General features: G+C 71.5%; 23 protein-coding genes. 15 read left to right on the top strand and 8 right to left on the bottom strand.

Features of this window, described 5'->3' with window-relative positions; genetic code table 11:
• Positions 1 to 46: 46 nt before the first annotated feature.
• The 3 genes from ACFRCR_RS02440 to ACFRCR_RS02450 are packed head-to-tail and all read right to left on the bottom strand — an operon-like array spanning position 47 to position 1,783.
• Positions 47 to 1,063 (bottom strand): SURF1 family protein, encoded by a 1,017-nt coding sequence (locus ACFRCR_RS02440; RefSeq protein ID WP_377675257.1) that lies wholly within the window; start codon positions 1,061 to 1,063, stop codon positions 47 to 49.
• On the bottom strand, positions 1,060 to 1,308 hold the full coding sequence (locus ACFRCR_RS02445) for a hypothetical protein (RefSeq protein ID WP_138824645.1): 249 nt from the start codon (positions 1,306 to 1,308) through the stop codon (positions 1,060 to 1,062). Before ACFRCR_RS02445 ends, ACFRCR_RS02440 begins: the two co-directional genes overlap by 4 nt.
• Positions 1,301 to 1,783 carry a DUF3099 domain-containing protein gene (locus ACFRCR_RS02450; protein ID WP_377675261.1) on the bottom strand — a complete coding sequence of 161 codons (483 nt, stop codon included), beginning with the start codon at positions 1,781 to 1,783 and terminating at the stop codon, positions 1,301 to 1,303. The genes ACFRCR_RS02445 and ACFRCR_RS02450 overlap by 8 nt, the downstream gene beginning before the upstream one ends.
• A 171-nt stretch (positions 1,784 to 1,954) precedes the next feature.
• Here ACFRCR_RS02450 and ACFRCR_RS02455 point away from each other — a divergent pair, with 171 nt between their 5' ends.
• The 3 genes from ACFRCR_RS02455 (at position 1,955) to ACFRCR_RS02465 (ending at position 4,198) form a co-directional block, all read left to right on the top strand.
• Entirely contained in the window at positions 1,955 to 2,683 is a 729-nt protein-coding gene (locus tag ACFRCR_RS02455) for a beta-ketoacyl-ACP reductase (RefSeq protein ID WP_030152232.1), read from the top strand.
• A 163-nt stretch (positions 2,684 to 2,846) separates the two neighbouring features.
• The gene (gene fabI, locus ACFRCR_RS02460; protein WP_377675264.1) at positions 2,847 to 3,614 is read left to right on the top strand and encodes an enoyl-ACP reductase FabI; all 768 of its coding nucleotides are present in this window, start codon (positions 2,847 to 2,849) and stop codon (positions 3,612 to 3,614) included.
• A gap of 86 nt (positions 3,615 to 3,700) precedes the next feature.
• A complete protein-coding gene (locus ACFRCR_RS02465) occupies positions 3,701 to 4,198 on the top strand; it encodes a SixA phosphatase family protein (protein ID WP_377675267.1) in 498 nt (165 codons plus the stop codon).
• Positions 4,199 to 4,281: 83 nt separating this feature from the next.
• Here ACFRCR_RS02465 and serB read toward each other — a convergent pair whose 3' ends face one another.
• Both serB and ACFRCR_RS02475 read right to left on the bottom strand, forming a co-directional pair.
• The gene (serB, locus tag ACFRCR_RS02470) at positions 4,282 to 4,947 is read right to left on the bottom strand and encodes a phosphoserine phosphatase SerB (protein ID WP_377675269.1); all 666 of its coding nucleotides are present in this window, start codon (positions 4,945 to 4,947) and stop codon (positions 4,282 to 4,284) included.
• 4 nt (positions 4,948 to 4,951) lie between these two features.
• Positions 4,952 to 6,190, bottom strand: a complete 1,239-nt coding sequence (locus tag ACFRCR_RS02475; RefSeq protein WP_138824642.1) for a glucose-1-phosphate adenylyltransferase — start codon at positions 6,188 to 6,190, stop codon at positions 4,952 to 4,954.
• A gap of 138 nt (positions 6,191 to 6,328) precedes the next feature.
• On the opposite strand from ACFRCR_RS02475, the gene glgA reads away from it, so the two are divergent.
• Entirely contained in the window at positions 6,329 to 7,549 is a 1,221-nt protein-coding gene (gene glgA / locus ACFRCR_RS02480; RefSeq protein WP_377675273.1) for a glycogen synthase, read from the top strand.
• Here glgA and ACFRCR_RS02485 read toward each other — a convergent pair.
• The gene (locus ACFRCR_RS02485) at positions 7,513 to 8,343 is read right to left on the bottom strand and encodes a hypothetical protein (RefSeq protein ID WP_377675275.1); all 831 of its coding nucleotides are present in this window, start codon (positions 8,341 to 8,343) and stop codon (positions 7,513 to 7,515) included. The two genes, glgA and ACFRCR_RS02485, sit on opposite strands and share 37 nt — an antisense overlap.
• 27 nt (positions 8,344 to 8,370) lie before the next feature.
• On the opposite strand from ACFRCR_RS02485, the gene ACFRCR_RS02490 reads away from it, so the two are divergent.
• The 6 genes from ACFRCR_RS02490 (at position 8,371) to ACFRCR_RS02515 (ending at position 16,094) form a co-directional block, all read left to right on the top strand.
• Positions 8,371 to 9,156 carry an ABC transporter ATP-binding protein gene (locus ACFRCR_RS02490; RefSeq protein ID WP_191797829.1) on the top strand — a complete coding sequence of 262 codons (786 nt, stop codon included), beginning with the start codon at positions 8,371 to 8,373 and terminating at the stop codon, positions 9,154 to 9,156.
• 153 nt (positions 9,157 to 9,309) lie between these two features.
• A complete protein-coding gene (locus ACFRCR_RS02495; protein WP_138824638.1) occupies positions 9,310 to 9,759 on the top strand; it encodes an NfeD family protein in 450 nt (149 codons plus the stop codon).
• A gap of 218 nt (positions 9,760 to 9,977) precedes the next feature.
• Positions 9,978 to 11,210 (top strand): SPFH domain-containing protein, encoded by a 1,233-nt coding sequence (locus ACFRCR_RS02500; protein WP_377675278.1) that lies wholly within the window; start codon positions 9,978 to 9,980, stop codon positions 11,208 to 11,210.
• A 174-nt stretch (positions 11,211 to 11,384) separates the two neighbouring features.
• Positions 11,385 to 12,110 carry a TetR/AcrR family transcriptional regulator gene (locus ACFRCR_RS02505; protein WP_377675281.1) on the top strand — a complete coding sequence of 242 codons (726 nt, stop codon included), beginning with the start codon at positions 11,385 to 11,387 and terminating at the stop codon, positions 12,108 to 12,110.
• 151 nt (positions 12,111 to 12,261) lie between these two features.
• A complete protein-coding gene (locus ACFRCR_RS02510; protein ID WP_377675283.1) occupies positions 12,262 to 14,001 on the top strand; it encodes an ABC transporter ATP-binding protein in 1,740 nt (579 codons plus the stop codon).
• The gene (locus ACFRCR_RS02515) at positions 13,998 to 16,094 is read left to right on the top strand and encodes an ABC transporter ATP-binding protein (protein ID WP_377675286.1); all 2,097 of its coding nucleotides are present in this window, start codon (positions 13,998 to 14,000) and stop codon (positions 16,092 to 16,094) included. Before ACFRCR_RS02510 ends, ACFRCR_RS02515 begins: the two co-directional genes overlap by 4 nt.
• Positions 16,095 to 16,193: 99 nt before the next feature.
• On the opposite strand, the gene ACFRCR_RS02520 is transcribed toward ACFRCR_RS02515, so the two are convergent.
• Positions 16,194 to 16,637: a hypothetical protein gene (locus ACFRCR_RS02520; protein ID WP_377675289.1), complete on the bottom strand. Its 444-nt coding sequence runs from the start codon at positions 16,635 to 16,637 to the stop codon at positions 16,194 to 16,196.
• A gap of 203 nt (positions 16,638 to 16,840) precedes the next feature.
• Here ACFRCR_RS02520 and ACFRCR_RS02525 point away from each other — a divergent pair, with 203 nt between their 5' ends.
• From ACFRCR_RS02525 to ACFRCR_RS02540, 4 genes are all read left to right on the top strand, one after another.
• On the top strand, positions 16,841 to 17,848 hold the full coding sequence (locus tag ACFRCR_RS02525) for a phosphodiester glycosidase family protein (protein WP_377675292.1): 1,008 nt from the start codon (positions 16,841 to 16,843) through the stop codon (positions 17,846 to 17,848).
• Positions 17,849 to 17,854: 6 nt separating this feature from the next.
• Complete coding sequence (locus ACFRCR_RS02530; RefSeq protein ID WP_377675295.1) at positions 17,855 to 19,117, top strand: glycosyltransferase family 2 protein; 1,263 nt, start codon at positions 17,855 to 17,857, stop codon at positions 19,115 to 19,117.
• Positions 19,118 to 19,235: 118 nt separating this feature from the next.
• On the top strand, positions 19,236 to 20,093 hold the full coding sequence (locus ACFRCR_RS02535) for a TrmH family RNA methyltransferase (protein ID WP_377675328.1): 858 nt from the start codon (positions 19,236 to 19,238) through the stop codon (positions 20,091 to 20,093).
• A gap of 436 nt (positions 20,094 to 20,529) precedes the next feature.
• Positions 20,530 to 21,834: an MFS transporter gene (locus tag ACFRCR_RS02540; protein ID WP_377675298.1), complete on the top strand. Its 1,305-nt coding sequence runs from the start codon at positions 20,530 to 20,532 to the stop codon at positions 21,832 to 21,834.
• 41 nt (positions 21,835 to 21,875) lie between these two features.
• Here ACFRCR_RS02540 and ACFRCR_RS02545 read toward each other — a convergent pair whose 3' ends face one another.
• Positions 21,876 to 22,802 (bottom strand): helix-turn-helix transcriptional regulator, encoded by a 927-nt coding sequence (locus ACFRCR_RS02545; RefSeq protein WP_377675301.1) that lies wholly within the window; start codon positions 22,800 to 22,802, stop codon positions 21,876 to 21,878.
• 50 nt (positions 22,803 to 22,852) lie between these two features.
• Between ACFRCR_RS02545 and ACFRCR_RS02550 the strand changes: the two genes are divergently transcribed.
• The gene (locus tag ACFRCR_RS02550) at positions 22,853 to 26,641 is read left to right on the top strand and encodes a nitrate reductase subunit alpha (protein WP_377675304.1); all 3,789 of its coding nucleotides are present in this window, start codon (positions 22,853 to 22,855) and stop codon (positions 26,639 to 26,641) included.
• Position 26,642 lies beyond the last annotated feature (1 nt).

Below are 26,642 nucleotides of genomic sequence, written 5' to 3' on the forward strand. Positions count from 1 at the left end.
GCTCCGAGGAGCAGGCGGGCCGTTCGTCGTGCGGCCGCTCGGGCGGTCAGGGGCGAGGCTCGGGGAGCTGCGCGTCGATGAGCGCGTCCTCCTCCTCCTCGGCGGTGGGTCCGCGCTTGCGGCGCGGCGCGGTCTCGCCCGGACCGCGGCCCGACGCCCGCTGCTCGCCGAGCAGGTCGCCCGCGGTCACGGTCTCGCGCTTCTCGCGGCGGATCAGGATGAGGAACCCGCCGATCGCGCCCGCGGCGAAGACGAACCACTGGAACGTGTACGACAGGTGCGAGCCGGGGTCGGTGTCCGGTACCGGGAGCGGGCGCAGCGACGCGGAGGGGGCGGGGTCCTCGGCCCGGAGCGAGCCGTACGCGCCCACGGTCGCCCCCTCGGCCCACGCGGCGCCGTCGGGCCCCTCGGCGAGGACCTGGGCGGTGTTGATGGCCTGGACCTGCCCGGCCGGGGCGTCACGACGGGCCGCGGGCTCGTCCGCGCGCAGGCTCACGGTCACCTCGACCGGCCCGGACGGGGGAGCGGGCACCGCGTCGGGGGCGCTCGCGTCGGCACCCAGGGGCACGAAGCCGCGGTCGACGACCATGACGACCTTCTCGCCGCCGTCGGTCTGGGCCGTCACGAACGGCACCAGGACGTGGAAGCCGGCCTTGCCGCCCGCCGGACGGTTGCGCAGCAGGACCGTAGCGTCCTCGACGTAGGAGCCCTCGAGCGTCACGCGCTGCCAGACTTCCTGCGGGTCGAGGACCGCGCCGGGGCCGTCGAGCACGTCCGTGAGGGGCACGGGCTCCGCGTCGTAGTTCGACTCGATGATCTCGATCTGCGCCGAGCGCGACTCGTACCGGTGCCACTGCCACCGGCCTGCGAGGACGCACAGCGCGGCCACGAGCAGGACCCCGAGCGCGAGCGTGACCCACTGGCGCAGCGTCCGGGGCTCGGCCTTGGCGTCGCGCGACACGTCGTGCGCGAGCCGGGCCGCGTCGGGCTGCCGGGCACCCTGCGGAGCGGCGGCCTCGCCGGGTCCGGCGGAGCGGTCGGGGCCGGGGGAGGGCTGGGTCACAGCTCGGGCCGGCGCTCGAGATCGGCGACGGGGACGGTCTGCTTCCAGAAGTCACGGGCGCCCAGGAACGTCTCGAGGTGCTCGCGGTGGTCGTCGCACGCGAGCCAGACCTTGCGGCGCTCGGGCGTGTGCAGCTTGGGGTTGTTCCAGAGCAGCCCCCAGACGGCCTCGGCGCGGCAGCCCTTGCCGCTGCAGATCAGCTCACCCTCGTCGACGGGGTCGGCGAGGTGGAGGAGGTCAACCATCGTGCGGCTCCTGGTCGGTGGTTCGGTCAGTTCGGTCGGTCGTCGGGTCGGCGGCCCGGCCCGCGGGACGGTCGGCTGTCCGGTCGGTGTCCGCCGCGTCGGCGGCTCCCTCCCCGCCTGCCGTGTCCGACGCGGCGGGAGCGTCGTCGCGCACCCGGCCCTCGTCGTCGAGCTCGACGACCCGCCCGAGGCCCGGGTGGTCGGGCGCGGCCTCGACCTGGAGGCGCTCCATGGGTGAGACGTCGTAGGACTTCTGGTCGCGTCCGGCGTTGACGAGCAGCACCGCGACGTACGGCAGGACGATCGCGGCGCCGATCAGGACGAACGAGAACCACCCGTGGACGATCACCGCCGCGAGGAAGCACACGAGCCGGATCCCCATCTGGATGAGGTAGCGCTTGGTGCGCCGCGCCTGGTCCTCCGCGAGCGACTCCGGTGCGTTCGAGATGCTCGGCACCTGGTTGTTGCTGCTCACCCCTCCATCCTACGTTTGTCGGAACCCGACAAAGGACCCCTGCCGCCTGTGATGGTCCCTGCGCGCACGCGGTCCGGGGCGCGGGGTACGGTCGTGGCGGCGACGTGCCGGCCGTGCGGGACCTCTCCCGCCGCAGGCGTCGCCTCCCAGCCACCCGAACGAGGAGATGTCGTGTCCGAAGCCCCCGCTTCCCCCGCCCCGCGCACCGTGGTCGTCACGGGCGCCAACCGGGGCATCGGCCGCTCGATCGCCGAGCGCTTCGTCGCCAACGGCGACCGTGTCGCGACCATCTACCGCAGCGGCGACCTCCCCGAGGGGGTCTTCGGCGTCGTGGGCGACATCACCGACACCGACGCGGTCGACGCGGCGTTCACCGCGATCGAGGCCGAGCTCGGCCCCGTCGAGGTCCTCGTCGCGAACGCGGGCGTCACGCGCGACCAGCTCCTCATGCGCATGACCGACGACGAGTTCGAGTCGGTCATCGACGTGAACCTCACCGGGACGTTCCGCTGCGTGCGCCGCGTCTCCAAGGGCATGATCCGTCTGCGCCGGGGCCGCATCGTCCTCATCTCCTCGGTCGTGGGCCTGTACGGCGGCCCGGGGCAGGTCAACTACTCGGCGTCCAAGGCCGCGCTGGTCGGCATGGCCCGCTCCATCACGCGCGAGCTGGGCGGGCGCGGCATCACCGCGAACGTCGTGGCCCCCGGCTTCATCGAGACCGCCATGACGGCCGAGCTGCCCGAGGAACGCCAGAAGCAGTACAAGGCCAACATCCCCGCGGGGCGCTTCGCCCAGGCGGACGAGGTCGCGGGCGTCGTGCAGTTCCTCGCGTCGCCCGACGCGGGGTACATCAGCGGCGCCGTGATCCCCGTCGACGGCGGCCTCGGCATGGGCCACTGAGGCCACCGGCACGCGCGGACCGGGACAGCCCGAAACACCGCGCACGCCACCGGGGAGCACAGCGTGTTCCTCGACACACCGCACGGCCCCTCCAGAACTGTCGGTGCGGGTCGTCCATGAGTACGCTCAAGCAGCGCACGACGAAAGAACGGAAGAAGAACTGATGGGTCTGCTCGAAGGCAAGAAGCTCCTGGTCACCGGTGTCCTCACCGACTCCTCGATCGCGTTCCACGCGGCCCGGCTCGCGCAGGAGGAGGGGGCCACCGTCGTGCTCTCCTCGTTCGGTCGCCAGATGAAGCTCACGCAGGCGTTCGCCAAGCGCCTGCCGGTCGAGGCGCCCGTCGTGCAGCTCGACGTGACGAACGAGGAGGACCTCGCAGGTCTGGTCGACGCGGTCCGTGAGCACGTCGACACGCTCGACGGCGTCGTGCACTCGATCGGGTTCGCGCCGCAGTCCGTCATGGGCGGCAACTTCCTCTCCGCGAGCTGGGAGGACGTCGCGACCGCTCTGCAGGTCTCGACCTTCTCCTACAAGTCCCTCGCAGTGGCCGCGAAGCCGCTCATGACGAACGGTGGCGCCGTGGTCGGGCTGACGTTCGACGCGCAGTTCGCCTGGCCCGTGTACGACTGGATGGGCGTCGCGAAGGCCGGGCTCGAGTCCGCGAACCGCTACCTCGCGCGCGACCTCGGTCCCGAGGGCATCCGCACGAACCTGGTCTCGGCCGGCCCGATCCGCACGACGGCCGCGAAGTCGATCCCCGGGTTCGAGCAGATGGAGGACGGCTGGCCCACGCGTGCCCCCCTCGGCTGGGACCAGATGACCGCAGAGCCCGCCGCACGCGCGGTCGTCGCTCTCCTGTCAGACTGGTTCCCGGCGACGACGGGGGAGATCGTGCACGTCGACGGCGGCGTGCACGCCATGGGTCTGTGACGAGAGGGACGAACGTGCGAGATGGCCGATCGGCGGCGGCGTTCGACGCCACCGGGTCCGGGGCACCGGGCCGTACGCACCGGTTGGTGCTGCTCCGGCACGCCAAGGCCGAGCCTGCGGGGGGCGTCGACGACGTCCTGCGGCCGCTCGCGCTCAACGGGCGGCGTCAGGCCGGCCGGGTCGGTGCCGCGCTCGCCCACTCCGCGCTCGTCCCCGAGCTCGTCCTGTGCTCCTCGGCGCTGCGCACGCGCCAGACCTGGGAGCTGCTCGCCGCGAACCTCGGCGACGTCGCGCCCGAGGTCGTGGTGACGGACACCCTGTACGCCGCGGGGGTCAAGGACGTCGTGGACCTGGTCCACGGCGCGGACTCCCGCGTGCGGACGCTCCTCGTGATCGGTCACGAGCCGACCATGGCGGCCACGGCCGCGCACCTGGCTTCCTCCGGCTCGGACTCGGGCGCCCTGGCGCAGGTCCGCGTCGGGGTCCCGACCGCGACCTACAGCGTGCTGGAGTCCCTCACGCCGTGGAGCGAGTGGACCGACGGCGTCGCGGACCTGACGTACGTCGGGCGCCCCTCGAGCTGAGGTCGGCACGCGACCGCTCCCGACGCCTCGAAGGCCCCCTCCTCCCGCAGACCGGGAAGAGGGGGCCTTCGTCGTGCCGGAGGTCAGGCCGTCCGGTCCTGCGCGTCGATGATCTCCAGCACCGCGTCGAGGCGCGGTCCCGGCACCGAGTAGGGCGCCTGGGCGACCACGACGGGCTTGGCGGCGAACGCGATCCCGATTCCCGCGGCGCCGATCATGTCGAGGTCGTTGGCGCCGTCGCCGATCGCGACGGTGCCCGCCATGTCGACGCCCTCGGCCGCCGCGAGGTCGCGCAGCGTGACCTCCTTGGTGGCCCGGTCGATCACAGGGCCGGTCGTGCGCCCCGTCAGGCGGCCGTCCGAGACCTCGAGGCGGTTCGCCCGGAAGTGCGTGATCCCCAGCCGCGCGGCCAGGGGGGCCACGATCTCCTCGAAGCCTCCCGACACGAGCGCCACGGTCCACCCGCGGCGCTGGAGCTCGGCGACGAGCTCGGGGGCGCCGGGAGTGAGCGTGACCTTCTCGAGCACGTCCTCGAACGCGCTGACCGGGACCCCGGCCAGGGTCGCGACGCGTTCGCGCAGCGACTCCGCGAAGTCGATCTCTCCGCGCATCGCGCGCTCGGTCACGTCCGCCACGAGCTCGCGCGTCCCGGCGTGGTCGGCGAGCAGCTCGACGACCTCCTGCGTGATGAGCGTGGAGTCCACGTCCATCACGACGAGGCGGCGGGTCGAGGCGGGGCGGGCGGTCATGGTGCTATTCAACGATGGTTCCCTTGGGGACGACGGTGATGCCCGAGTCGGTGACCGTGAAGCCGCGGGCGCGGTCCTGCTCGGGGTCGAGGCCGATGCGGGCACGCTCGGTGACGATCACGTTCTTGTCGAGGATCGCGCGGTGGACCTGGGCGTGCCGTTCGACCTGGACGCCATCCATGAGGACGGAGTCGGAGACGGACGACCAGGAGTGCAGGTAGACGCCGGGGGACAGGACGGAGCCCACGACGGTGGCGCCGGAGATGATGACGCCGGGGGAGACGAGCGAGTCCGCGGCGTGGCCCAGCCGTCCCTGGCCCGAGTGGACGAACTTGGCCGGCGGCAGGCCGACGTACCCGGTGTGCAGGGGCCACTCGTCGTTGTACAGGTTGAAGACGGGCGTGATCGAGATGAGGTCCTTGTTCGCGTCGTAGTACGCGTCGAGGGTCCCGACGTCGCGCCAGTAGTCGCGGTCCCGGTCGGTGGAGCCGGGGACGTCGTTGCGGATGAAGTCGTAGACGCCCGCGGTGCCGCGCGCGACGAAGGCCGGGACGATGTCCCCGCCCATGTCGTGTCGCGAGTCCGGGTCGCTCGCGTCGGCCGTCACGGCGGCCACGAGCGCGTCGGCGTCGATGACGTAGTTGCCCATCGACGCGAGGATCTCGCCGGGGGAGTCGGCCAGGCCGACGGGGTCGGTCGGCTTCTCGAGGAACGCGCGGATCTTGGCCGGGTCCTCGGGGTCGGTGTCGATGACCCCGAACTGGTCGGCCATGGAGATGGGTTGGCGGATTCCGGCGACGGTGAGCTCGGCGCCCGAGGCGATGTGCGCGTCGACCATCTGGGAGAAGTCCATGCGGTACACATGGTCCGCACCGACGACCACGACGATGTCGGGGCGTTCGTCCTCGATGATGTTGAGGCACTGGTAGATCGCGTCGGCGCTGCCGAGGTACCAGTGCTTGCCCACCCGCTGCTGTGCCGGCACCGGCGCGACGAAGTTCCCGAGCAACGACGACATGCGCCACGTCTTGGTGATGTGGCGGTCGAGGCTGTGGGACTTGTACTGCGTCAGCACGACGATGTGCAGGTAGTGCGAGTTCACCAGGTTCGACAGCGCGAAGTCGACCAGGCGGTAGATGCCGCCGAACGGTACGGCGGGCTTGGCGCGGTGGGCGGTGAGCGGCATGAGCCGGTTGCCCTCGCCACCGGCGAGGACGATTGCAAGGACACGTGGGGCGGCCATGGGCAAAACCTTAAGGCCCAGAGCGTGGTTCGTATCGCCCGAACCGCAGGGTGGTCGCGGTTCGTCCCACGACATGGTGACGGCCGCCCGGGCGGGGCGGTGCGCACGAGTCCCGCGGACCGCGCTAGCGTGTGGCGCGTGAGAGTCGACCTGCTGACCCGTGAGTACCCGCCCTACGTCTACGGAGGCGCGGGCGTCCACGTCGCCGAGCTGTCCCGAGTGCTGCGCGAGCGCATCGACGTGCGCGTGCGCGCGTTCGACGGGCCGCGCGCCGAGGAGGGCGTGACGGGCTACTCGGTCCCCGGTTCGCTCGCGTCGGCGAACGCGGTCCTGGGCACCTTCGGCGTGGACCTCGCGATGGCCGACGACGTCGCTGGCGCGGACCTCGTGCACTCGCACACCTGGTACGCGAACCTCGCCGGCCACCTGGCCTCGCTCCTGCACGGGATCCCGCACGTCCTCAGCGCGCACTCGCTCGAGCCGTTGCGGCCGTGGAAGGCCGAGCAGCTCGGCGGCGGCTACGCGCTGTCCGGCTGGGCCGAGAAGACCGCCTACGAGGCTGCCGCGGGCATCGTCGCGGTCTCGGCGGGCATGCGTGCGGACATCCTGCGCTGCTACCCGGACGTCGACCCGGCCAAGGTCCACGTGGTCCACAACGGGATCGACCTGGACGGCTGGCGCCGGCCCGAGTCCGAGGCGCAGGTCGCCGCGGCGGACCGCGTGGTCCGCGACCTCGGGATCGACCCCGAGCGCCCGGCCGTGGTCTTCGTGGGGCGCATCACGCGTCAGAAGGGCCTGCCGTACCTGCTGCGGGCGGCCGCCGAGCTGCCCCCCGAGGTCCAGCTGATCCTCTGTGCGGGCGCGCCCGACACCCCCGAGATCGCGACCGAGGTGAGCGACGCCGTCGCGCGCCTCGCGGAGCAGCGTACGGGCGTGGTCTGGATCGAGCAGATGCTCCCGCGCGAGGAGCTCGTCGCGGTCCTCGCGGCCTCGACGGTCTTCGTGTGCCCGTCGGTCTACGAGCCGCTCGGCATCGTCAACCTCGAGGCCATGGCCGTGGGGCTGCCGGTCGTGGGGTCCGCTACGGGAGGCATCCCCGAGGTGATCGACGACGGCGTCACGGGCCACCTGGTCCCCATCGAGCAGGTCGACGACGGGACGGGCGCGCCCGTGGACCCTGACCGCTTCGTGGCCGACCTCGCCGCCGCGCTCGTGGCGGTCGTGTCCGACCCCGAGCGGGCCCGCGAGATGGGCCGTGCGGCGCGCACCCGGGTCGAGGACCACTTCGCGTGGGACGCGATCGCGGACCGCACGCTCGAGGTCTACCGCAGCGTGCTCGGGTCCGGCCCGGTCGCGTAGCGAGCCGTCGCGGCGGACATCGCCCGCCGCGCGGCCCGGTCGACCTCGCGCAGGGCGGTCGAGCGCTGGTCGGCCTGCCACAGGTTGACCGCGCCGCCGTCGTCGGCCGTGGCGAGGTCGACGATGGCCCGCAGCCGCGCGGCCTGCGCGAGCACGCGCACCCGGCGCGCCTCGGCCTCCCCGCGCACCGCCGGCAGCGGCCAGTCGGGGGGAGTCGTGGACCGTAGCGACGCGATCGTCTCGGCTGCGTCCTCGCGCCAGCGCGCCACGTCCAGCGAGGCGAGGGCCTCGGTCGCGGTCAGGAGCGCCACGCGCAGGTCACGCTCGGCGTCGGCCAGCGGCCCGACGGCGGCGAGCACCTGGGTGCGCCACGTCGGCACGGGCGTCACGTGCCAGGCGACGAGGTGACCCGTCTCGTAGACGCTCCCGAACTCCGTGACCTCGGGCACGAGCGCCCACGAGCCCTCGGCGGACTGCACGAGCAGGCACTCCTGCGCGTCGGTCGCGTCCGGGCTCACGGCGGCAGGCACCCCCAGGACGTCACCGGGAGCCGGGAGGACCGCGCAGACCTCGACCGGACCGCGGGTCCAGCGCGTGATGAGCTCGAGGAGCGTCGAGGCGTCGTCGGACCCCTCGACGGTGTGAGGTTCGTCGTCCTGCCGGACGGCCGCGACGGCACGTCGGAGCAGCGCGTCGTCGGGCGCCTGGGCCACGCCGGGCTGCGGGGCCAGGGCCTGCACCCACAGGGCGAGGACGACGGCGCGGGGGAGCGGGAGGGTCGAGTGGGATTCCACGTCAGCCAACCTATAGGGTCGTGTCCCATGAGCTCGGTTCTGGACCTGCAGGCAGTCACGGTGCGCCGTGGCACGAAGACCATCCTCGACTCCGTGGACTGGCAGGTGAACGAGGGCGAGCGGTGGGTGATCCTGGGCCGCAACGGCGCCGGGAAGACGACCCTGCTGCAGATCGCGGCGGCGCGCATGCACCCCACCTCGGGGACCGCGGACCTCCTGGGCGAGCGCATCGGACGCACGGACGTGTTCGGGCTGCGCCCCCGCATCGGGCTCGCGAGCGCGGCGCTCGCGGAGCAGATCCCCGCCGCGGAGACCGTGCGCAACGTGGTGCTGACCGCGGCGTACGGCGTCACGGGACGCTGGACCGAGACGTACGAGGACTTCGACGCCGAGCGTGCTGACGACCTCCTCGCGGCCTTCGACGTGCTGCCGCTCGCCGAGCGTCTGTTCGGGACCCTGAGCGAGGGCGAGCGCAAGCGCGTCCAGATCGCCCGCGCCCTCATGACGGACCCCGAGCTGCTGCTCCTCGACGAGCCTGCGGCGGGTCTCGACCTGGGTGGCCGCGAAGAGCTCGTCGGCGCGCTCTCCGAGCTCGCGGCGGACCCGGCCTCGCCCGTGCTGGTCCTGGTCACGCACCACGTCGAGGAGATCCCGCCGGGCTTCACGCACGTCCTGCTACTCAAGGACGGCGCGGTGCACCGAGCCGGTCCGTTGACCGAGGTCCTCACGGCCCAGAACCTCAGCGAGGCGTTCGGGCTGCCTCTGCTCGTGGCCCACGGCGGCGGTCGCTGGATGGCGCGCGCGGCTCGCTGACGGGCCCCGTCGAGGGCGCGCACGGTGGCGTACCCGACACGCCCGATAGGTGCACGGATCTCGTTCTTCCGGTAAAATCTGGGCAAAGAACGCAGGTGGTGTCGACACGTCGACGACGTGCAGCGAACGAGCCTCACGACGGAAGGAACCGTCATGGACTGGTTGTGGTGGGTCGGAGCAGGTCTGCTCTTCATCCTCATCGAGATCATCTCCCTCGACCTCGTGCTGATCATGTTCGCGGGCGGAGCGTTCGCCGCGGCCGGCGTGAACGCGGCCGGTGGCCCGCTGTGGCTCCAGATCATCACGTTCGCCGTGGTGTCGGCCGCGCTGCTGCTCTCGCTGCGTCCCTGGCTCCTGCGCCACCTGCGCCACCGTGTCCCGCTCGCCGAGACCGGTGCCGCCGCCCAGATCGGCCGGACCGCCGTCGTCGTGGACCGTGTGACCGAGCTCAGCGGACGGATCAAGCTCCAGGGCGAGATCTGGAGCGCCCGGACCGTGGACGGCTCGCCCGAGCTGCCGATCGGCGCCGAGGTCCGGGTCGTGCGCATCGACGGTGCGACCGCGGTCGTCCAGTCGCTCGCCCCGGACAGCCACACGGTCTGAGCGTGGCCTCGGTGCCCGTCCTCGGGCGCCTCGAACAGGCCGTGGAACCGCGCGGCGTCCGTCCGTCGCTCGTGATCGTCGCCCCGGCGGCTCGTGCCGTCGCTCCACGGCCTCGTCGCACCGGACCGTTCCCTGTCTTCCACGCACCGCACCACACCAGCACGACCAGTACCGCGTGACCCGTCAGCCCACCGAGAACCATCCTCAGGAGAAGATCGATGAGTGACCCAGACCCCGGAATGATCGCCGTGTACGTCGTCCTCGGACTGATCCTGCTGTTCGTGATCATCGCGCTCGTGAAGGCCGTGCGGATCGTCCCGCAGGCGACCGCGCTGATCATCGAGCGGCTGGGCCGGTACTCGAGCACGCTCGAGCCGGGACTGCACCTGCTCATCCCGTTCGTCGACCGTGTGCGCGCGGGTGTCGACCTGCGCGAGCAGGTCGTGTCCTTCCCGCCGCAGCCCGTGATCACGTCCGACAACCTCGTGGTCAGCATCGACACCGTCATCTACTTCCAGGTTACCGAGCCCAAGTCCGCGGTCTACGAGATCGCGAACTACATCCAGGGCATCGAGCAGCTCACCGTCACCACGCTCCGTAACGTCGTGGGGTCCATGGACCTCGAGCAGACACTGACGAGCCGTGACCAGATCAACGGCCAGCTCCGTGGAGTGCTCGACGAGGCGACGGGTCGCTGGGGCGTGCGCGTCAATCGCGTCGAGCTCAAGTCGATCGACCCGCCCGCGAGCGTGCAGGGCTCGATGGAGCAGCAGATGCGAGCCGAGCGTGACCGTCGTGCGACGATCCTGACGGCCGAGGGCATCAAGCAGTCCCAGGTGCTGACGGCCGAGGGTGAGAAGCAGGCCGCGATCCTGCGGGCAGAGGGCAACGCCCAGGCCGCGATCCTGAACGCCGAGGGTGAGGCCCGCGCCATCCTGCAGGTCTTCGACGCCATCCACGAGGGCGACGCCGACCCCAAGCTGCTCGCCTACCAGTACCTCCAGATGCTGCCGAAGATCGCCGACGGCACCGCGAGCAAGCTGTGGGTCGTCCCCACCGAGTTCACGGCCGCGCTGGGCTCGATCGCCCAGGGCTTCGGCGGTGTGCCGACCCCGTCCGGTGACGGTCTGGAGGCGTCCGAGGCCGCGCGCCGCGAGCGTGACCGCGACCGTGTGAAGTTCGGGACCCCGGCGCTGGTCGACCCCGCAGAGGCCCTCGCGGAGGCGCGTCGCCAGGCCGAGGCCGCCACGGCCGACGCGACGAGCGCCGGCACGCACTCGGGCCTGCCGTTCGACCAGCAGGCCGAGCGCGGGCAGCGTCCCGGTGGCCCGGGGCAGCGTTTCGCGCCGACCCCCGAGCCGGGCACGGCCGCGCCGCGCCCCCTCGGCGCGCCCCCGGCGGACGCACCCGAGGACGGTGGCGCGGAGGGCGGCCCGGAGGAGCGCCCGTAGCGTCGGTCGGTACGCGTCCCACGTGGCGCGGCAGGAACAGGGGTACCCGGAGGGGCGTCGCGCGAGCGGCGCCCCTCCGACGTCCGCCGGTACCCTGCGGGCTCGCTGCGCCCTCCCATCCGTTGCGCCGGGCAACCTTGACGAGTGAGTGCTCACTCACTTAGGGTCGAGGGCGTGACCACACCCTCGGGCCGAGCCCGACCCATGAGCCGCGACGACCGTCGCGCGGCGATCGCCTCCGCGACCGTCCCGCTGCTCGCGCGCTACGGCGCCGCGGTGACGACCCGCCAGATCGCCGAGGCCGCGAACGTCGCAGAGGGCACCCTGTTCCGGGCGTTCGAGGACAAGGACGAGCTCCTCCACGCAGCCCTGGTCGCGGCCCTCGACCCCGCCCCGCTGGTCCGGGCGATCGACGACCTCCCGGATCGCGACTCGCTCGAGACGACCCTCGTCGCCCTGGCCGACCTCATCCAGGAGAGCCAGCGTGCGACGGCCAAGATCGTCCAGGTCGCCCACCAGTTCATGGGGGACCGGCACGGCAAGCCCGGCCGGCACACCCGGCCCGGCGACCCGGGCGACGCCCCGCACCACCGCCACGGCGACCATGGCGAGCAGGGCGCGGACTCCCACCGGGACGCCCGGATGTCTGCCGTCCAGGACATCGTCGGCGCGATCGAGGCGCGCGTCGCACCGTTCGCCCCCGAGCTGCGCACCGAGCCGCGCGTCGCGGCGAGCGTGTTCTTCTTCCTCGTCCACGGTCACGCGAGCCCCATGATGTCCCAGGGCGGGCCGCTCGACCCGACCCAGATCGTCGACGTCTTCCTGCACGGCGTCCTCGACGACCCGTGCCGGGCGAACGGCCCGCCCGTGGCCCCCGTCCCGACGGCGTCGCTCGCCTGACGCCGCCGCCTCGCCCTCGCGGTCGCCGCCCCGGCGACGCATGCTGGACCGGTCTGCGAGGTCACCGAAACAGCTCGACGTGCGCTCCGTCGTCGGGCATCGTCGAGATCCCCGTCCTCCTCTCGCCCCCATCCCCGACAGGACCCCCCACATGCTCCTTCGTCTACTGAGGACGTACCTGCGTCCCTACCGGACGCCCATCGTGATCCTGCTCGTGCTCCAGCTCGTTCAGACCATCGCGACCCTGTACCTCCCCAGCCTCAACGCCGACATCATCGACAAGGGCGTCACGCAGGGTGACACCGCCTACATCATGCGTACGGGCGGCGTCATGCTCGTCATCAGCCTCGGGCAGGTGATCTGCGCGATCGTCGCGGTGTACTTCGGCGCCAAGGTCGCCATGTCGTTCGGGCGCGACGTGCGGGGCGGGCTCTTCACGCGCGTCCAGTCCTTCTCCGCGCAGGAGATGGGCGTGCTCGGCGCCCCCTCGCTCATCACGCGCACGACGAACGACGTCCAGCAGGTCCAGATGGTCGTGCTCATGGCCTTCACCATCATGGTCATGGCGCCCATCATGCTCGTGGGCGGCGTCATCATGGCGCTCCAGGAGGACGTCGAGCTCTCGGCGCTGCTGCTGGTCGTCGTGCCCGTCCTGGGGATCGTGGTCGGGCTGATCGTGTCCCGCATGGTGCCGTACTTCCGCAAGATGCAGAAGCGCATCGACGCGATCAACGGCGTGCTGCGCGAGCAGATCTCCGGCATCCGCGTCATCCGTGCGTTCGTGCGCGAGCGTCGCGAGGAGGAGCGGTTCGCCGTCGCGAACGACCGGCTCTACGACACGTCGCTGCGCGTGGGCAAGCTCATGGCGCTCATGTTCCCGACCGTCATGCTCGTCATGAACGCGACCAGCGTCGCCGTCCTGTGGTTCGGCGCGTACCGCGTCGAGAACGGGATGCAGATCGGCGCCCTGACCGCGTTCCTCAGCTACATCATGTACATCCTCATGGCCGTGATGATGTCGACCATGATCTTCATGATGGTCCCGCGCGCCGCCGTCTCGGCCGAGCGCATCGGCGAGGTCCTCGACACCGAGACGACCGTCGTCGAGCCCCAGACGCCCGTGCGCCTGGCGGCCCGCGCCGACCGCACCGGAGTCATCACGTTCTCCGGCGTCGACTTCCGGTACCCCGGCGCCGAGGACCCCGTGCTCCACGACCTCTCGTTCACGGCCCGGCCGGGCGGCACGACCGCGATCATCGGGTCCACGGGCTCGGGCAAGACGACGCTGCTCCAGCTCGTCCCGCGGCTCTTCGACGCGACCGCCGGGTCCGTGCGGATCGACGGCACCGACGTCCGCGACGTCTCGCTCCAGGACCTGTGGTCGATGATCGGCTACGTGCCCCAGAAGGCGTACCTGTTCTCCGGGACCGTCGCGGACAACGTCCGCTACGGGAAGGAGGACGCGACCGACGAGGAGGTGTGGGAGGCGCTCGAGGTCGCGCAGGCGCGCGAGTTCGTCGAGCAGCTCGACGGGCAGCTCGACGCCCCCGTCGCGCAGGGCGGTACCAACTTCTCCGGCGGCCAGCGCCAGCGGCTCGCGATCGCCCGCGCGATCGTCCGCAAGCCCAGCGTCTACCTGTTCGACGACTCGTTCTCGGCCCTCGACTACGCGACCGACGCGGCCCTGCGGCTCGCGCTCGCCCCGCGGACCCGCGAGGCCACGGTCCTGCTCGTCGCCCAGCGCGTCGCGACCATCCGGCACGCCGAGCAGATCGTCGTGCTCGACCACGGCCGCATCGTCGGCACCGGCACCCACGACGAGCTCCTGGCCACGTGCGAGACGTACCAGGAGATCGTGTACTCGCAGCTCTCGGCGCAGGAGGCAGCATGAGCACCCAGACCCCTCGCCCGAGCGACAACCCGGGCGACAAGAACGCCGAGCCGCACGTGACGCCGTCGGGCGGCGTGCAGGACGAGCCCGCGGGCGACAAGCCCGACCTGTCCTCGACGCGCCTCAAGGGGCGACCCCAGGGCGGCGGCCACGGTCCCATGGGCGGCATGGGCATGCCGACCGAGAAGGCGATGAACTTCACCGGCTCGCTCAAGCGCTTCGCGGGCTACCTGCGGGTCGAGCGGCTCGCGGTCGTGGCCATCACGGTCCTGTCGGTCCTGTCCGTGACGCTCGCCGTGCTGGGCCCCAAGCTGCTCGGCAACGGCACCAACGTCATCTTCGCGGGCGTGATCGGCTCGCAGATGCCCGCGGACATCACCAAGGCGCAGGCCGTCGACAACCTGCGCGCCACGGGACAGGGCACACAGGCCGACATGCTCGCGGCCATGGACGTCGTGCCCGGGCAGGGCATCGACTTCACCGCGCTGCGCGTCATCCTGCTGTGGGTCCTCGCGATCTACATCGGCTCGTTCTTCTTCGGCTGGATCCAGGGCCGTGTGACGACGTCGGTCGTGCAGCGCACCGTGCGTCGCCTGCGCGCCGAGGTCGAGGCCAAGCTGGGCCGGCTGCCGCTGTCGTACTTCGACCGGCAGAAGAAGGGCGAGGTCCTCAGTCGCGTCACCAACGACATCGACAACGTCGCCCAGACGCTCCAGCAGACGCTCTCGCAGCTCGTGACCTCGGTCCTGACCGTGGTCGGCGTGCTCGCCATGATGTTCTGGATCTCGCCCCTGCTCGCGGTCATCGCGCTCGTGACGGTGCCCCTGTCGGTGCTCGTCACGGCGCTGATCGCCAAGCGTTCGCAGCCCCAGTTCATCAAGCAGTGGGCAGCGACCGGGCGCCTCAACGCGCACGTCGAGGAGATGTACACGGGCCACGCGCTCGTCAAGGTCTACGGCCACCAGCAGACGGCCGTCGACACGTTCACCGACGAGAACGCCGAGCTGTACGAGGCGAGCTTCAAGGCGCAGTTCATCTCGGGGATCATCCAACCCGCGATGGGCTTCGTCGCGAACCTCAACTACGTGATCGTCGCGGTCGTCGGTGGCCTGCGCGTCGCGTCGGGCACGCTCTCGCTCGGTGACGTCCAGGCGTTCATCCAGTACTCGCGCCAGTTCACGCAGCCGATCACCCAGATCGCGTCGATGATGAACCTCCTGCAGTCGGGCGTCGCCTCCGCGGAGCGCGTGTTCGAGCTGCTCGACGCCGACGAGGAGTCCCCGGACCCGTCGCCCGCGGTCGTGGTCACGGACGTGCAGGGCCGGGTCGCGTTCGAGGACGTGTCGTTCCGCTACGTGCCCGACCGCCCGCTCATCGACGACCTGTCGATCGTCGCCGAGCCCGGCCAGACGGTCGCGATCGTCGGGCCCACCGGGGCCGGCAAGACGACGCTCGTGAACCTCATCATGCGGTTCTACGAGGTCGACGGCGGGCGCATCACGCTCGACGGCGTCGACACCCGGACCATGAGCCGCGACGGGCTGCGGTCCAACATCGGGATGGTGCTCCAGGACACCTGGCTCTTCAAGGGCACCATCGAGGAGAACCTGCGCTACGGCGTGCCCGACGGCGCCCGGGTCACCGAGGAGCAGTTCCTCGAGGCGACGCGGGCGACCCACGTGGACCCGTTCGTGCGCACGCTGCCCGACGGGTACGCGACCGTGATCGACGACGAGGGCTCGGGGGTGAGCGCGGGGGAGAAGCAGCTCCTGACCATCGCGCGCGCGTTCCTCGCCGACCCGGCGATCCTCATCCTCGACGAGGCGACCAGCTCGGTCGACACGCGCACCGAGGTGCTCGTGCAGCAGGCCATGAACGCGCTGCGCGCCGGGCGGACGTCGTTCGTCATCGCGCACCGGCTCTCGACCATCCGCGACGCCGACGTCATCCTCGTCATGGAGGACGGGGCGATCGTGGAGATGGGCAACCACGAGGTGCTCATCGAGAAGGGCGGTGCGTATGCGCGGCTCTACGAGAGCCAGTTCGCGGCGGCTGCCGTCGAGGAGGTCGCCGAGGGCGAGATGACCCGCTGACCCGGGGACTCCCGTGAACGACGAGAGCCGGTGCCGCCTTCTGGGCGGTACCGGCTCTCGGGGTTTCGCCCGGGATGGGGGCGAGGTCGCTGCTGAGGGTCAGGAAGCGGTGTACCCGGCGTTGTCGCAGATCGTCTGGAGGTCGGCCACGGCCTCGGCCACGCCGGTCGTGTCGATCTCGGTCCCGGTCTCGTCGGCGATGTCGTCAGCCATCTGGAACGGGGTCTTGATCTTGCTGATGACGAGGTTGGTGTCCTCGGGGCCAGCGAGGCGCAGGATGGCCTCGAGCTGGATGTTGGTGCTGCGCATCGCGTTCGACTGGTCGTCCGTGAGGGCCGCCATGTCGAACTCGAGCTCGTCCGTGACGCGCTGCGCGACGGACTGCTCACCGCCGTCGAAGTACTTCGCGCACACCTGGAGGTTCGTCGCGCCGGCAGGGGTCTCGTCGGTGGCCGAGCCGCTGTCGGTCGTGGTGTCGGTTCCGCACGCGCTCAGGAGCGCGATCGCGCCCACGGCAGCGAGTGCCATCATCTGCTTCTTCATGCATCCATGAAATCACGCGGGAACCGGGCCGAAAGTATGTATTAGTCGTACCGGGGTACAAGAGTGAGCGACGTCTCACCTGAGAGTTCCGTGGGAGCGTGTCGCCGTGACACCGATCACGTGCCGCCGTCAGGACGCACCTCACAGCGACCCCTCAGCCGGCACCTGCACCCGGCACACGTGCGCTCCGTAGACCTGGGTGCATGACAGACGACCAGCACCCCGGCACCCCGCTCGACGCTCCGCCCGCCCGGCGCCGTCGACGACGGCGAGCGTTCCTCGCGGGCGGCCTCGCCCTGACGCTGACCCTCGGCGGAGCGACCGCATGGGCCCTCGACCGGTACGTGGTCGAGCACGTCGAGATCGCCGACGTCGCGGCCTACGAGGCGGACCAGGCGAGCGATGTCGGGACGCAGGGGGCGTCGTCGGGCGGCTCGTCCCGGACCTCGTCGGAGACGGCGGTCTCCGCCGACGCCTCGACCTCGTCGGGGACGAGCGTGAGCGTGCGGCAGGTCGTCGAGGGGTCGGGCGACGACACCGTGACGTACTACGTCGCGGACGTCGTCCTGGGTGACGCGACCGACCTGCGCTCGGCGTTCGCCCAGAACGCGTTCGGCCAGAACGTCACCGAGAAGACCTCCGACATCGCGGCCGACAACGACGCCCTCCTCGCGGTCAACGGCGACTACTACGGCTTCCGCTCGACGGGCGTCGTGATCCGCAACGGGGTCGTCTACCGCGACGAGGGCGCGCGCGAGGGCCTCGCGTTCTACCGCGACGGGACCGTCGAGGTCTACGACGAGACGACCACGACCGCGCAGGAGCTCGTGGACGCGGGCGTGTGGAACACGCTGTCGTTCGGGCCTGCGCTGCTCGACGGCGGCGAGGTGGCCGACGGCATCGGCGACGTCGAGGTCGACACCAACGTGGGCAACCACTCGATCCAGGGCGAGCAGCCCCGCACCGCGGTCGGCGTGATCGACGAGAACCACCTGGTCTTCGTCGTCGTCGACGGGCGCAGCGCCGGGTACAGCCGCGGCGTGACCATGACCGGGCTCGCCGAGATCATGCAGGGCCTGGGCGCGACGACCGCGTACAACCTCGACGGCGGCGGGTCGTCGACCATGTACTACGACGGCGAGCTCGTCAACGACCCGCTCGGCCGCGGCGCCGAGCGCGGCACCTCCGACATCCTGTACGTCGGGGAGTGAGGCGCCGTGATCGCGCTGATCCCGGCCTACGAGCCGGACACTGCGCTCGTCCGCCTGGTCGCGGGGCTGCGCGGGACGCGTGAGGTACGGGGGATCGTCGTGGTCGACGACGGCAGCGGGCCGGGCGCCCGCCCCGTGCTCGACGACGTCGCCCACCTCGGAGCGGTCGTCGTCGGTCTCCCTGCCAACCGCGGCAAGGGCGCGGCGCTGCGGTACGGGCTCGCCGAGGTCGCGCGACGCTGGCCCGGCGAGGACGTGGTGTGCGCCGACGCCGACGGGCAGCACGCCGTCGCCGACGTCCTCCGGATCGGGGAGCGGGTACGCGATCACGGTGCGGCCGTGGTGCTCGGCGCCCGGGCGTTCTCCGGCGACGTGCCGCTGCGCAGCCGGCTCGGCAACACCGTGACCCGGTGGCTGTTCCAGGCTGCGACCGGGGTGCGGGTCCAGGACACGCAGACCGGGCTGCGCGGGTACCCCGCCTCGATGATCAGCTGGCTGCTCGCCGTGCGCGGGGACCGCTACGAGTACGAGCTCAACGTGCTGCTGGCCGCGGCCCGCGAGGGGCTGGCGGTGGTCGAGGTCGGGATCGAGACGATCTACCTCGACGACAACGCGTCCTCGCACTTCCGGCCGCTCACCGACTCGGCCCGCATCTACGCGCCGCTGCTCGCGTTCGCGCTGTCGTCGCTGCTGGCCTTCGGGATCGACACCGCGGCGCTGCTCGTGCTCGACGCGGTGACGGGGTCGCTGCTGCTGTCGGTCGTCGGGGCGCGTGGGGTCAGCGGGGCCGTGAACTTCGTGGTGAACCGGCGGGTGTTCGCGGGTGGTGGCGCTTCGGCTGGTGCTGGTGCTGTGGGTGGCCGTGCGGGCTCGGGGTCGGGTGCTCGTGTGCGCGGGGCTGGTGGAGGGAGCCGGACCGGGGACGGGCACGGGCCCGGTTCCGGACGCCAGGCCGCGCTGCGGTACACGGCGCTCGCGGTCGGGCTGCTGGCGGCCGGGTACGGGGTGCTCCGAGGGTTGACCGGGCTGGGGCTCGACCTGCTGCCGGCCAAGGTCGTGACCGAGGTGCTGCTCTTCGCGACGAGCTACGAGGTGCAGCGGCGCGTGGTGTTCGGGCGAGCGGCGCCGTCGGCCCCGCGAGATGCTGCTCGTCGTCGCCTCGGTGCGTCATCGGGCGACAACGAGCAGCATCTGGGTCGTGGTGCGGTGAGCGAGGTGGATCGGCCGGGCCTCCCGGCGGACGTCCGGCGGGCAGGAGAGGTGCGGTGAGGGTCGCCCGACCGCCGAGCACGAGGTTCCGCGCGCTCGACCACGAGGTTGTGGTCGCGAAAGCCGTCAGAACGACCGCAACCTCGTGCTCGGCACCGGGGGGTGGGTGCGGGAGAATCTGAGCGTGCAGATCATCCACGTGACCGACCCCGCCGACCCGCGCCTCGCCGACTACACGAACCTCACGGACGTCGAGCTCCGCTCGAAGAACGAGCCGGAGAAGGGCATGTACATCGCGGAGAGCACCACGGTGATCCACCGGGCGCTCGCAGCAGGGCACCGGCCGCGCTCCTTCCTCATGGCGGAGAAGTGGCTCCCCGGGCTCGAGGAGGCGATCTCCGCCGTCGGGCTGGACGACGGGCCCGGTGGGACGGGCGAGCCCGTGCCCGTGTACGTCGCCGAACCGGCCGTGCTGGAGTCGATCACCGGGTTCAACCTCCACCGTGGCGCGCTGTCCGCGATGCACCGGCCCGTCCTGCCGAGCGTGCACGAGCTGCTGACCACCGCCCGCGACGGGCAGGGCGCGCGGCGCGTGGCGGTGCTGGAGGACATCGTCGACCACACGAACGTCGGCGCGATCTTCCGCGGGGCGGCCGGCCTCGGGGTGGACGCGGTGCTCGTGTCGCCGCGGTGCTCGGACCCGCTGTACCGGCGCAGCGTCCGGGTCTCGATGGGGACGGTGTTCCAGGTGCCGTGGACGCGGCTCGAGTCGTGGCCCGGCGGTGTCGAGGAGCTGCGCGAGCACGGCTTCACCGTCGCGGCGCTCGCGCTCTCGGACGACTCGCTGACCCTCGACGAGTACGTCGCGCGCCGGGACGAGAAGTCGGCGTTCGTGTTCGGGACCGAGGGGCACGGGCTGCACCGCTCGACGCTCGCGGCCGTCGACCACGTCGTGAAGATCCCGATGGCCGGGGGAGTGGACTCGCTCAACGTCGCGGCGAGCGCTGCCGTGGTGTTCTGGGCGACGCGGGCGTAGCCGTCACCAGCGCGAAGCGGTCGGCCGGCTGAACGACCAGCTGCCTCTCGACCCTCGAACGCCGGACTTTGTGACGGAAAGCACAAAGTTGGAGCGGCGACGCTCCGCATCAGACCGGCGCCCCGTTCTTCGGGCGAAACGACCCGCACCTGCCGCCGCCCGCGCACGCGCCGCAGCCCGCCGTCGGGCACCACGGGTCTCGCGGGCCACGGTCCGCCCGAGTTGATCCGCAACAACGCCCCGAGCCTGCAAAGCAGCAGGTCAGCGGCCCCTATCGGCCCGTGTCCCGGTTCGGGACCAAGGACGCTGCGACGGGACCTAGGTCCCGGTACGCACGAGTGAGCTCGTCCATATGTTGTGGGTGCCCCCAGCCCCACTTCTCGGACGGAGACACCCGGTGGTCACAGCCGACGTAGCCCCCAGACCAGCACACCAGGTGAGCACCGACGCGCGCCGCGACCTCCTCGACTGGGACCCCAACGATCCCCAGCGCTGGGACTCGAAGGTCGCGTGGAGCACCCTGTGGGTCACGACGTTCAACCTCATGCTCGCGTTCATCATCTGGTACCTGCCCGGGGCTCTCATCCCCACGCTCGGCACGGTCACCGGGTGGTACCTGAGCGAGAGCCAGTCGTACTGGCTGCTCGCGATGCCCGGCCTGACGGGCGGGCTCCTGCGCATCGTCTGGATGATGCTGCCGCCCATGCTCGGGACCCGGAAGATGCTCACGCTGTCCGCGCTCCTCATGATCATCCCGTTCGTCGGGTGGACCTGGGTCGTGATGCTCCCGACGCAGCCGTCGTACGCGCTGCTCGTCGCGCTCGCGCTCGCCGCGGGCCTCGGCGGCGGCGTCTTCTCGGGCTACATGCCCTCGACGTCGTACTTCTTCCCCAAGAGCAAGCAGGGCACGGCCCTGGGCCTGCAGGCCGGCATCGGGAACTTCGGCGTCTCGGTCGTCCAGTTCGTCGTGCCGTGGGCCATCGGGTTCGGGATGTTCGGCCTCGCCGGTCAGCTCGCGCACCCGCAGAACGCCGAGCCCCGGCAGGTGTGGCTGCAGAACCCGGGCCTGATCTTCATCCCGTTCGCCGTGGTCGGCGTCGTGCTCGCGTGGACCCTGCTCAAGTCGGTGCCCGTCAAGGCCAACCTCAAGCAGCAGTTCGACATCTTCCAGAACAAGCACACGTGGCTCATGACCATGGAGTACGTCCTGACGTTCGGGATCTTCTCCGGCCTCGCGGGCACGTTCGGCATGCTGCTCAAGCAGCAGTTCGGGCCCGAGTACCTGACGTGGGTCTTCCTCGGTGCGCTCGTGGGCTCGCTCGCCCGCATGTGCTGGGGGCCGCTGTGCGACCGCTTCGGCGGCGGCGTCTGGACCGTGGTGTCCGGGATCGGCGTCGCGGCCTCGGCCGGGCTCGTCCTGTTCGGCCAGGTCACGGTCGCGGACGGCGAGACGCCGAGCCTCCCGATCTTCATGACCGGGATGGTCCTGATCTTCTTCTTCTGCGGGATCGGCAACGCCGCGACGTTCAAGCAGATGCCCATGATCTTCCCGGCCCGTCAGGCGGGTGGCGTGATCGGCTGGACCGCCGCGATCGCGGCGTTCGGGCCGTTCCTGTTCTCGATGCTGTTCAACTACCTGCCGAGGACCGCGGTGTTCGGCGGGATCATCGCCTACGCGCTGCTGTGCGCGGGCATCGCCTGGCACTTCTACGCACGGCCCGGCGCCGAGGCCAAGAGCTGACCGTGCGACCGCCCGCAGCACCCGAGGCAGGCCCCCGACGCTCAGCAGGCGTCGCGCGTGGGGCCGGCGGTCCGGCCCGCGGCCAGCGGTCCGGGGGCACCAGGGCCCCCGGCCCCCGGCACCCCGGACACGACGATCGGGATCGGCGCGGCCTCGTCGTGGCGTCCCCGGTCGACGGTCTCGAGCCGCGCGACGCAGTGGTGCTGGCCGAAGTTCGGCACCAGGGCCGTGGCGCGCAGGTCCGAGCCGAGCTCGGCCAGGGTGCCGTTGATGAAGCCCGCGTGCAGGGAGCACACGACCTGCGGCGTGCTGCGGGCGGTCGCCACGAACGGGCAGTTGTTGAGCACGAGCGCGTCCATGCCCTTGCCGGGCGCGGAGACCTGCGCGGACGGCTCGCCGCGCGGGGTCGGCGCGAACCACAGCGCGTCGAGCTTGGACACGAGCAGGGTCGAGACCTCGTCCTCGGTGAGCACCTCGCCCGGGGCGGGGCAGTCGGCGAGCTTCTGCCCCCATGTGCGGCCCACGGTGTAGGTGAGGGTCGCGGCCTCGGGCACGTTGGCGGCGACAGCGGTCGTGAGCGCCTCGGCCAGCAGCCGGTAGGCCTGGGCTCGCTCGTGCGTCTGGTTGGGCAGGGTGCCGCGGTAGAGCACCTTGGGCCGGCCGGGCGTCGTCCGGGTCTGCTGGGTGCGCTCGGCGAGCCCGGCGTCGACGAGCGACTCCAGGTGGAACCGCGCGGTGTTCGGGTGGATGCCGACCTCGTCGGCGATGTCCTGGACGGACACCGGCGCCTTGGAGTCGCGCAGCAGCTGGATGACGTGCGTGCGCCTGCCGCCGTGGTCGCTGCGACCCGTCGTGCCGTCGAAACCTCCGTAGACCTGCTGCCTGGGCACCTGCTCGCCCCACTTCTTCCCGCTCGTGGACCACTGACGTCGAGGCGTCCGGCTGCCCCCGGCCGACGTCCTCACCATGACAACCATCGCACGAACGCCCCCCACGCCGTTCCCGAGGAGCACTCGCCATGACCATCGACGACCCGGCGACGATGTCGCCCCTGATGAAGAAGCTGCTCAGGACGCGCAGCCACTTCCCGCAGACCGAGGTGTTCGACTCGGCGCACGCCATGATCGAGACGGACCCCTCGGAGTGGGACCGGTTCTACCGTGACCGGTGGGCGCACGACAAGGTCGTGCGCTCGACGCACGGCGTGAACTGCACGGGCTCGTGCGCGTGGGACGTGTACGTCAAGGACGGCCTCATCACCTGGGAGCACCAGGGCACGGACTACCCGACGACAGGGCTCGACAGCCCCGAGTACGAGCCGCGCGGCTGCCCGCGCGGGGCCTCGTTCTCCTGGTACACGTACTCGCCGTCGCGCGTGCGGTATCCCTATGTGCGCGGCGTCCTGCTCGACATGTACCTCGACGCGCGCTGCCGCCTGGGCGACCCCGTGCTCGCGTGGGCCGAGGTCGTCGAGAGCCCGCTCAAGGCGACGCTCTACAAGCGCGCCCGCGGCAAGGGCGGCCTGGTCCGTGCGGACTGGGAGCTCGCGACCGAGATCATGGCCGCGGCCCACGTCTACACGATCAAGGCGTACGGGCCGGACCGCTGCGTCGGGTTCACCCCGATCCCGGCGATGTCGATGGCGAGCTTCGGCGTCGGGACGCGCTTCCTGTCGATGATCGGCGGAACCCTGCTGAGCTTCTACGACTGGTACGCGGACCTGCCGCCCGCGAGCCCGCAGATCTGGGGCGACCAGACCGACGTCCCCGAGTCGGGCGACTGGTGGAACTCGAGCTACATCATGATGTGGGGCTCGAACGTCCCCGTGACGCGCACGCCCGACGCGCACTTCCTGGCGGAGGCCCGCTACAAGGGGACCAAGGTCGTCGCGGTCAGCCCCGACTACGCGGACAACGTGAAGTTCGCGGACGACTGGCTCGCGCCCGCCCCGGGCACCGACGGCGCGCTCGCGCAGGCCATGGGCCACGTGCTGCTCACCGAGTTCTACCGTGACCGCCAGGTCCCGTACTTCGAGGCGTACTCGCGCACGTACACGGACGCGCCGTTCCTCGTCACGCTCGACGAGGCCCCTACGTCGCAGGGCGCGGCCGAGGCCGCGCAGGACGCGAGCCAGGTCGAGGGGCCCGACGGCTCGCCCGCCCCGGTCTTCCGGCCCGCCAAGTTCCTCACGGCGGCCGACCTGGACGGGCTGCCCGTCGCGGGGGCGACAGGGCAGCGCCCCGAGTTCCGCCCGGTCTTCCTCGACACGGCGGCCGACGCGCTCACGGTGCCGAACGGCACGCTGGCCGACCGCTGGACCGAGGACGGCGTGGGGCGCTGGAACCTCGACCTCGAGGACCACGACCCGGCGCTGAGCCTGCTGGGCCTGACGCACGCGGGAGCCGAGGCGCAGGGAGTCGTCGTCGAGCTGCCGCGCTTCGACGTGGGGGAGACCGAGGGCGGGTCCTCGGTCCTGCGCGGCGTCCCGGCGATCCGCGTGGGCGACCGCCTCGTGACGACCGTGTTCGACCTGCTCATGGCGCAGTACGGCGTGGGACGGGACGGGCTGCCCGGGTCGTGGCCCACGGGCTACGACGACCCGACGTCGCCCGGGACGCCGGCCTGGCAGGAGTCCCTGACCGGGGTCCCGGCCGAGCAGTGCACCCGGATCGCGCGCGAGTTCACGCGCAACGCCGAGGTCAGCAAGGGCAGGTCGATGATCATCATGGGCGCGGGGACCAACCACTGGTACCACGCCGACACCATCTACCGGACGTTCATCGCGCTCCTGACGCTCACGGGGTGCCAGGGCGTCAACGGCGGCGGCTGGGCGCACTACGTCGGGCAGGAGAAGGCCCGCCCCGTGACGGGGCAGCAGCACATGGGCTTCGCGCTCGACTGGCAGCGCCCCACGCGCCACATGGCCGGCACCGCGTTCTGGTACACCGCGACGGACCAGTGGCGCTACGAGGGCTTCGGCGCCGACGAGCTCGCGTCACCGACCGGTCCGGGCACCCTCAAGGACCGCAGCATGATGGACTGCCTGACCCAGGCGGCCCGCATGGGCTGGACGCCCTCGCACCCCGGGTTCGACCGCAACCCGCTCGACCTGTGCGACGAGGCCGCGGCCGCAGGTGTGCCGGTCGCCGACCACGTCGTGTCCGAGCTGCGCAGCGGGAACCTCAGGTTCGCCGTCGAGGACCCCGACGACCCGCAGAACTTCCCGCGCGTCCTGACGGTCTGGCGCGCGAACCTCATCGGCAACTCGGCCAAGGGCAACGAGTACTTCATCAAGCACCTGCTGGGTGCGGACTCGTCGCTGCGCGCGCACGAGACCCCGCCCGAACGGCGGCCCGAGGAGGTCGTCTGGTGCGACGAGGCCCCCGAGGGCAAGCTCGACCTGCTGACCAACATCGACTTCCGCATGACCTCGACGTCGCTGTTCGCCGACGTGGTCCTGCCCGCGGCGACCTGGTACGAGAAGCAGGACATCTCGACCACGGACATGCACCCGTTCGTGCACGCGCTCAACGCGGCGATCGCTCCGCCGTGGCAGGCCAGGACCGACTACGACGCGTTCCTGGGCCTCGCGGACAAGGTCTCCGAGCTCGCCAAGATCCACCTGGGCACCCGCACCGACGTCATCGCGGCGCCGCTCACGCACGACACCCCGGACGAGATGGCCCAGCCGGGCGGCGTCGTCCTCGACTGGCGCAAGGGCGAGTGCGAGCCCGTCCCGGGTGTGACCATGCCGCGTCTCGTGGTCATCGAGCGCGACTACACGCAGATCGCCGAGAAGATGCGCGCCGTCGGGCCGCTGATCTCGAAGGTCGGCACCACGACCAAGGGCGTCACGGTCGTCCCCGAGCAGGCCGTCGAGTTCCTCGCGAAGGCCAACGGCGTGCGCAAGGACGGCGTCGCGAAGGGCCGCCCGTCGCTCGAGACCGCGGCTCACATGTGCGAGGCGATCCTCGCGCTGTCGGGCACGACCAACGGCGCGGTCTCGGTCGCGGGCTTCAAGGCCCTCGAGAAGCGCGTCGGCAAGCCGCTCGCGGACCTCGCGGAGGAGAACCACGACCGCCAGGTCACGTTCGCCCAGACCCTGACGGGGCCGCAGAACGTCTTCACGAGCTACGAGTGGTCCGGCTCGGAGCAGGGCGGGCGGCGCTACTCGCCGTTCGTGGTCAACGTCGAGCGGCTCAAGCCGTGGCACACGCTCACGGGGCGCCAGCACTTCTTCGTCGACCACGACTGGATGACCGAGCTCGGCGAGCAGCTACCCGTCTACCGGCCGCCGCTCGACATGGCGCGCCACTTCGGCCACCAGGGCTTCAGCGAGCCCGGCTCGACCGAGGTCACGGTGCGCTACCTGACGCCGCACTCCAAGTGGTCGATGCACTCGCAGTTCCAGGACAACCCGTACATGCTCGCGCTCTCGCGCGGGGGCCCCACGATCTGGATCTCGGAGGAGGACGCCCGCACCGCGGGCATCGCGGACAACGACTGGATCGAGGCGGTCAACCGCAACGGCGTGGTCGTGGCCCGGGCCGTGGTCTCGCACCGCATGCCCACGGGCACGGTCTACATGTACCACTCGAAGGACCGCAACATCGACGTGCCCAAGGCGGAGGCGTCGGGCAAGCGAGGGGGCATCCACAACGCGCTGACGATGATCATGATGAAGCCCACGCATCTCCTGGGCGGGTACGGCCAGCTCACCTACGCCTTCAACTACTACGGGCCGACCGGCAACCAGCGCGACGAGTACACGGTCATCCGTCGGCGCAACCAGGAAGTGGAGTACTGAG

The sequence above is a fragment of the Oerskovia sp. NPDC056781 genome (assembly GCF_042789955.1).
In the GTDB taxonomy this organism is placed as follows: domain Bacteria; phylum Actinomycetota; class Actinomycetes; order Actinomycetales; family Cellulomonadaceae; genus Oerskovia; species Oerskovia rustica.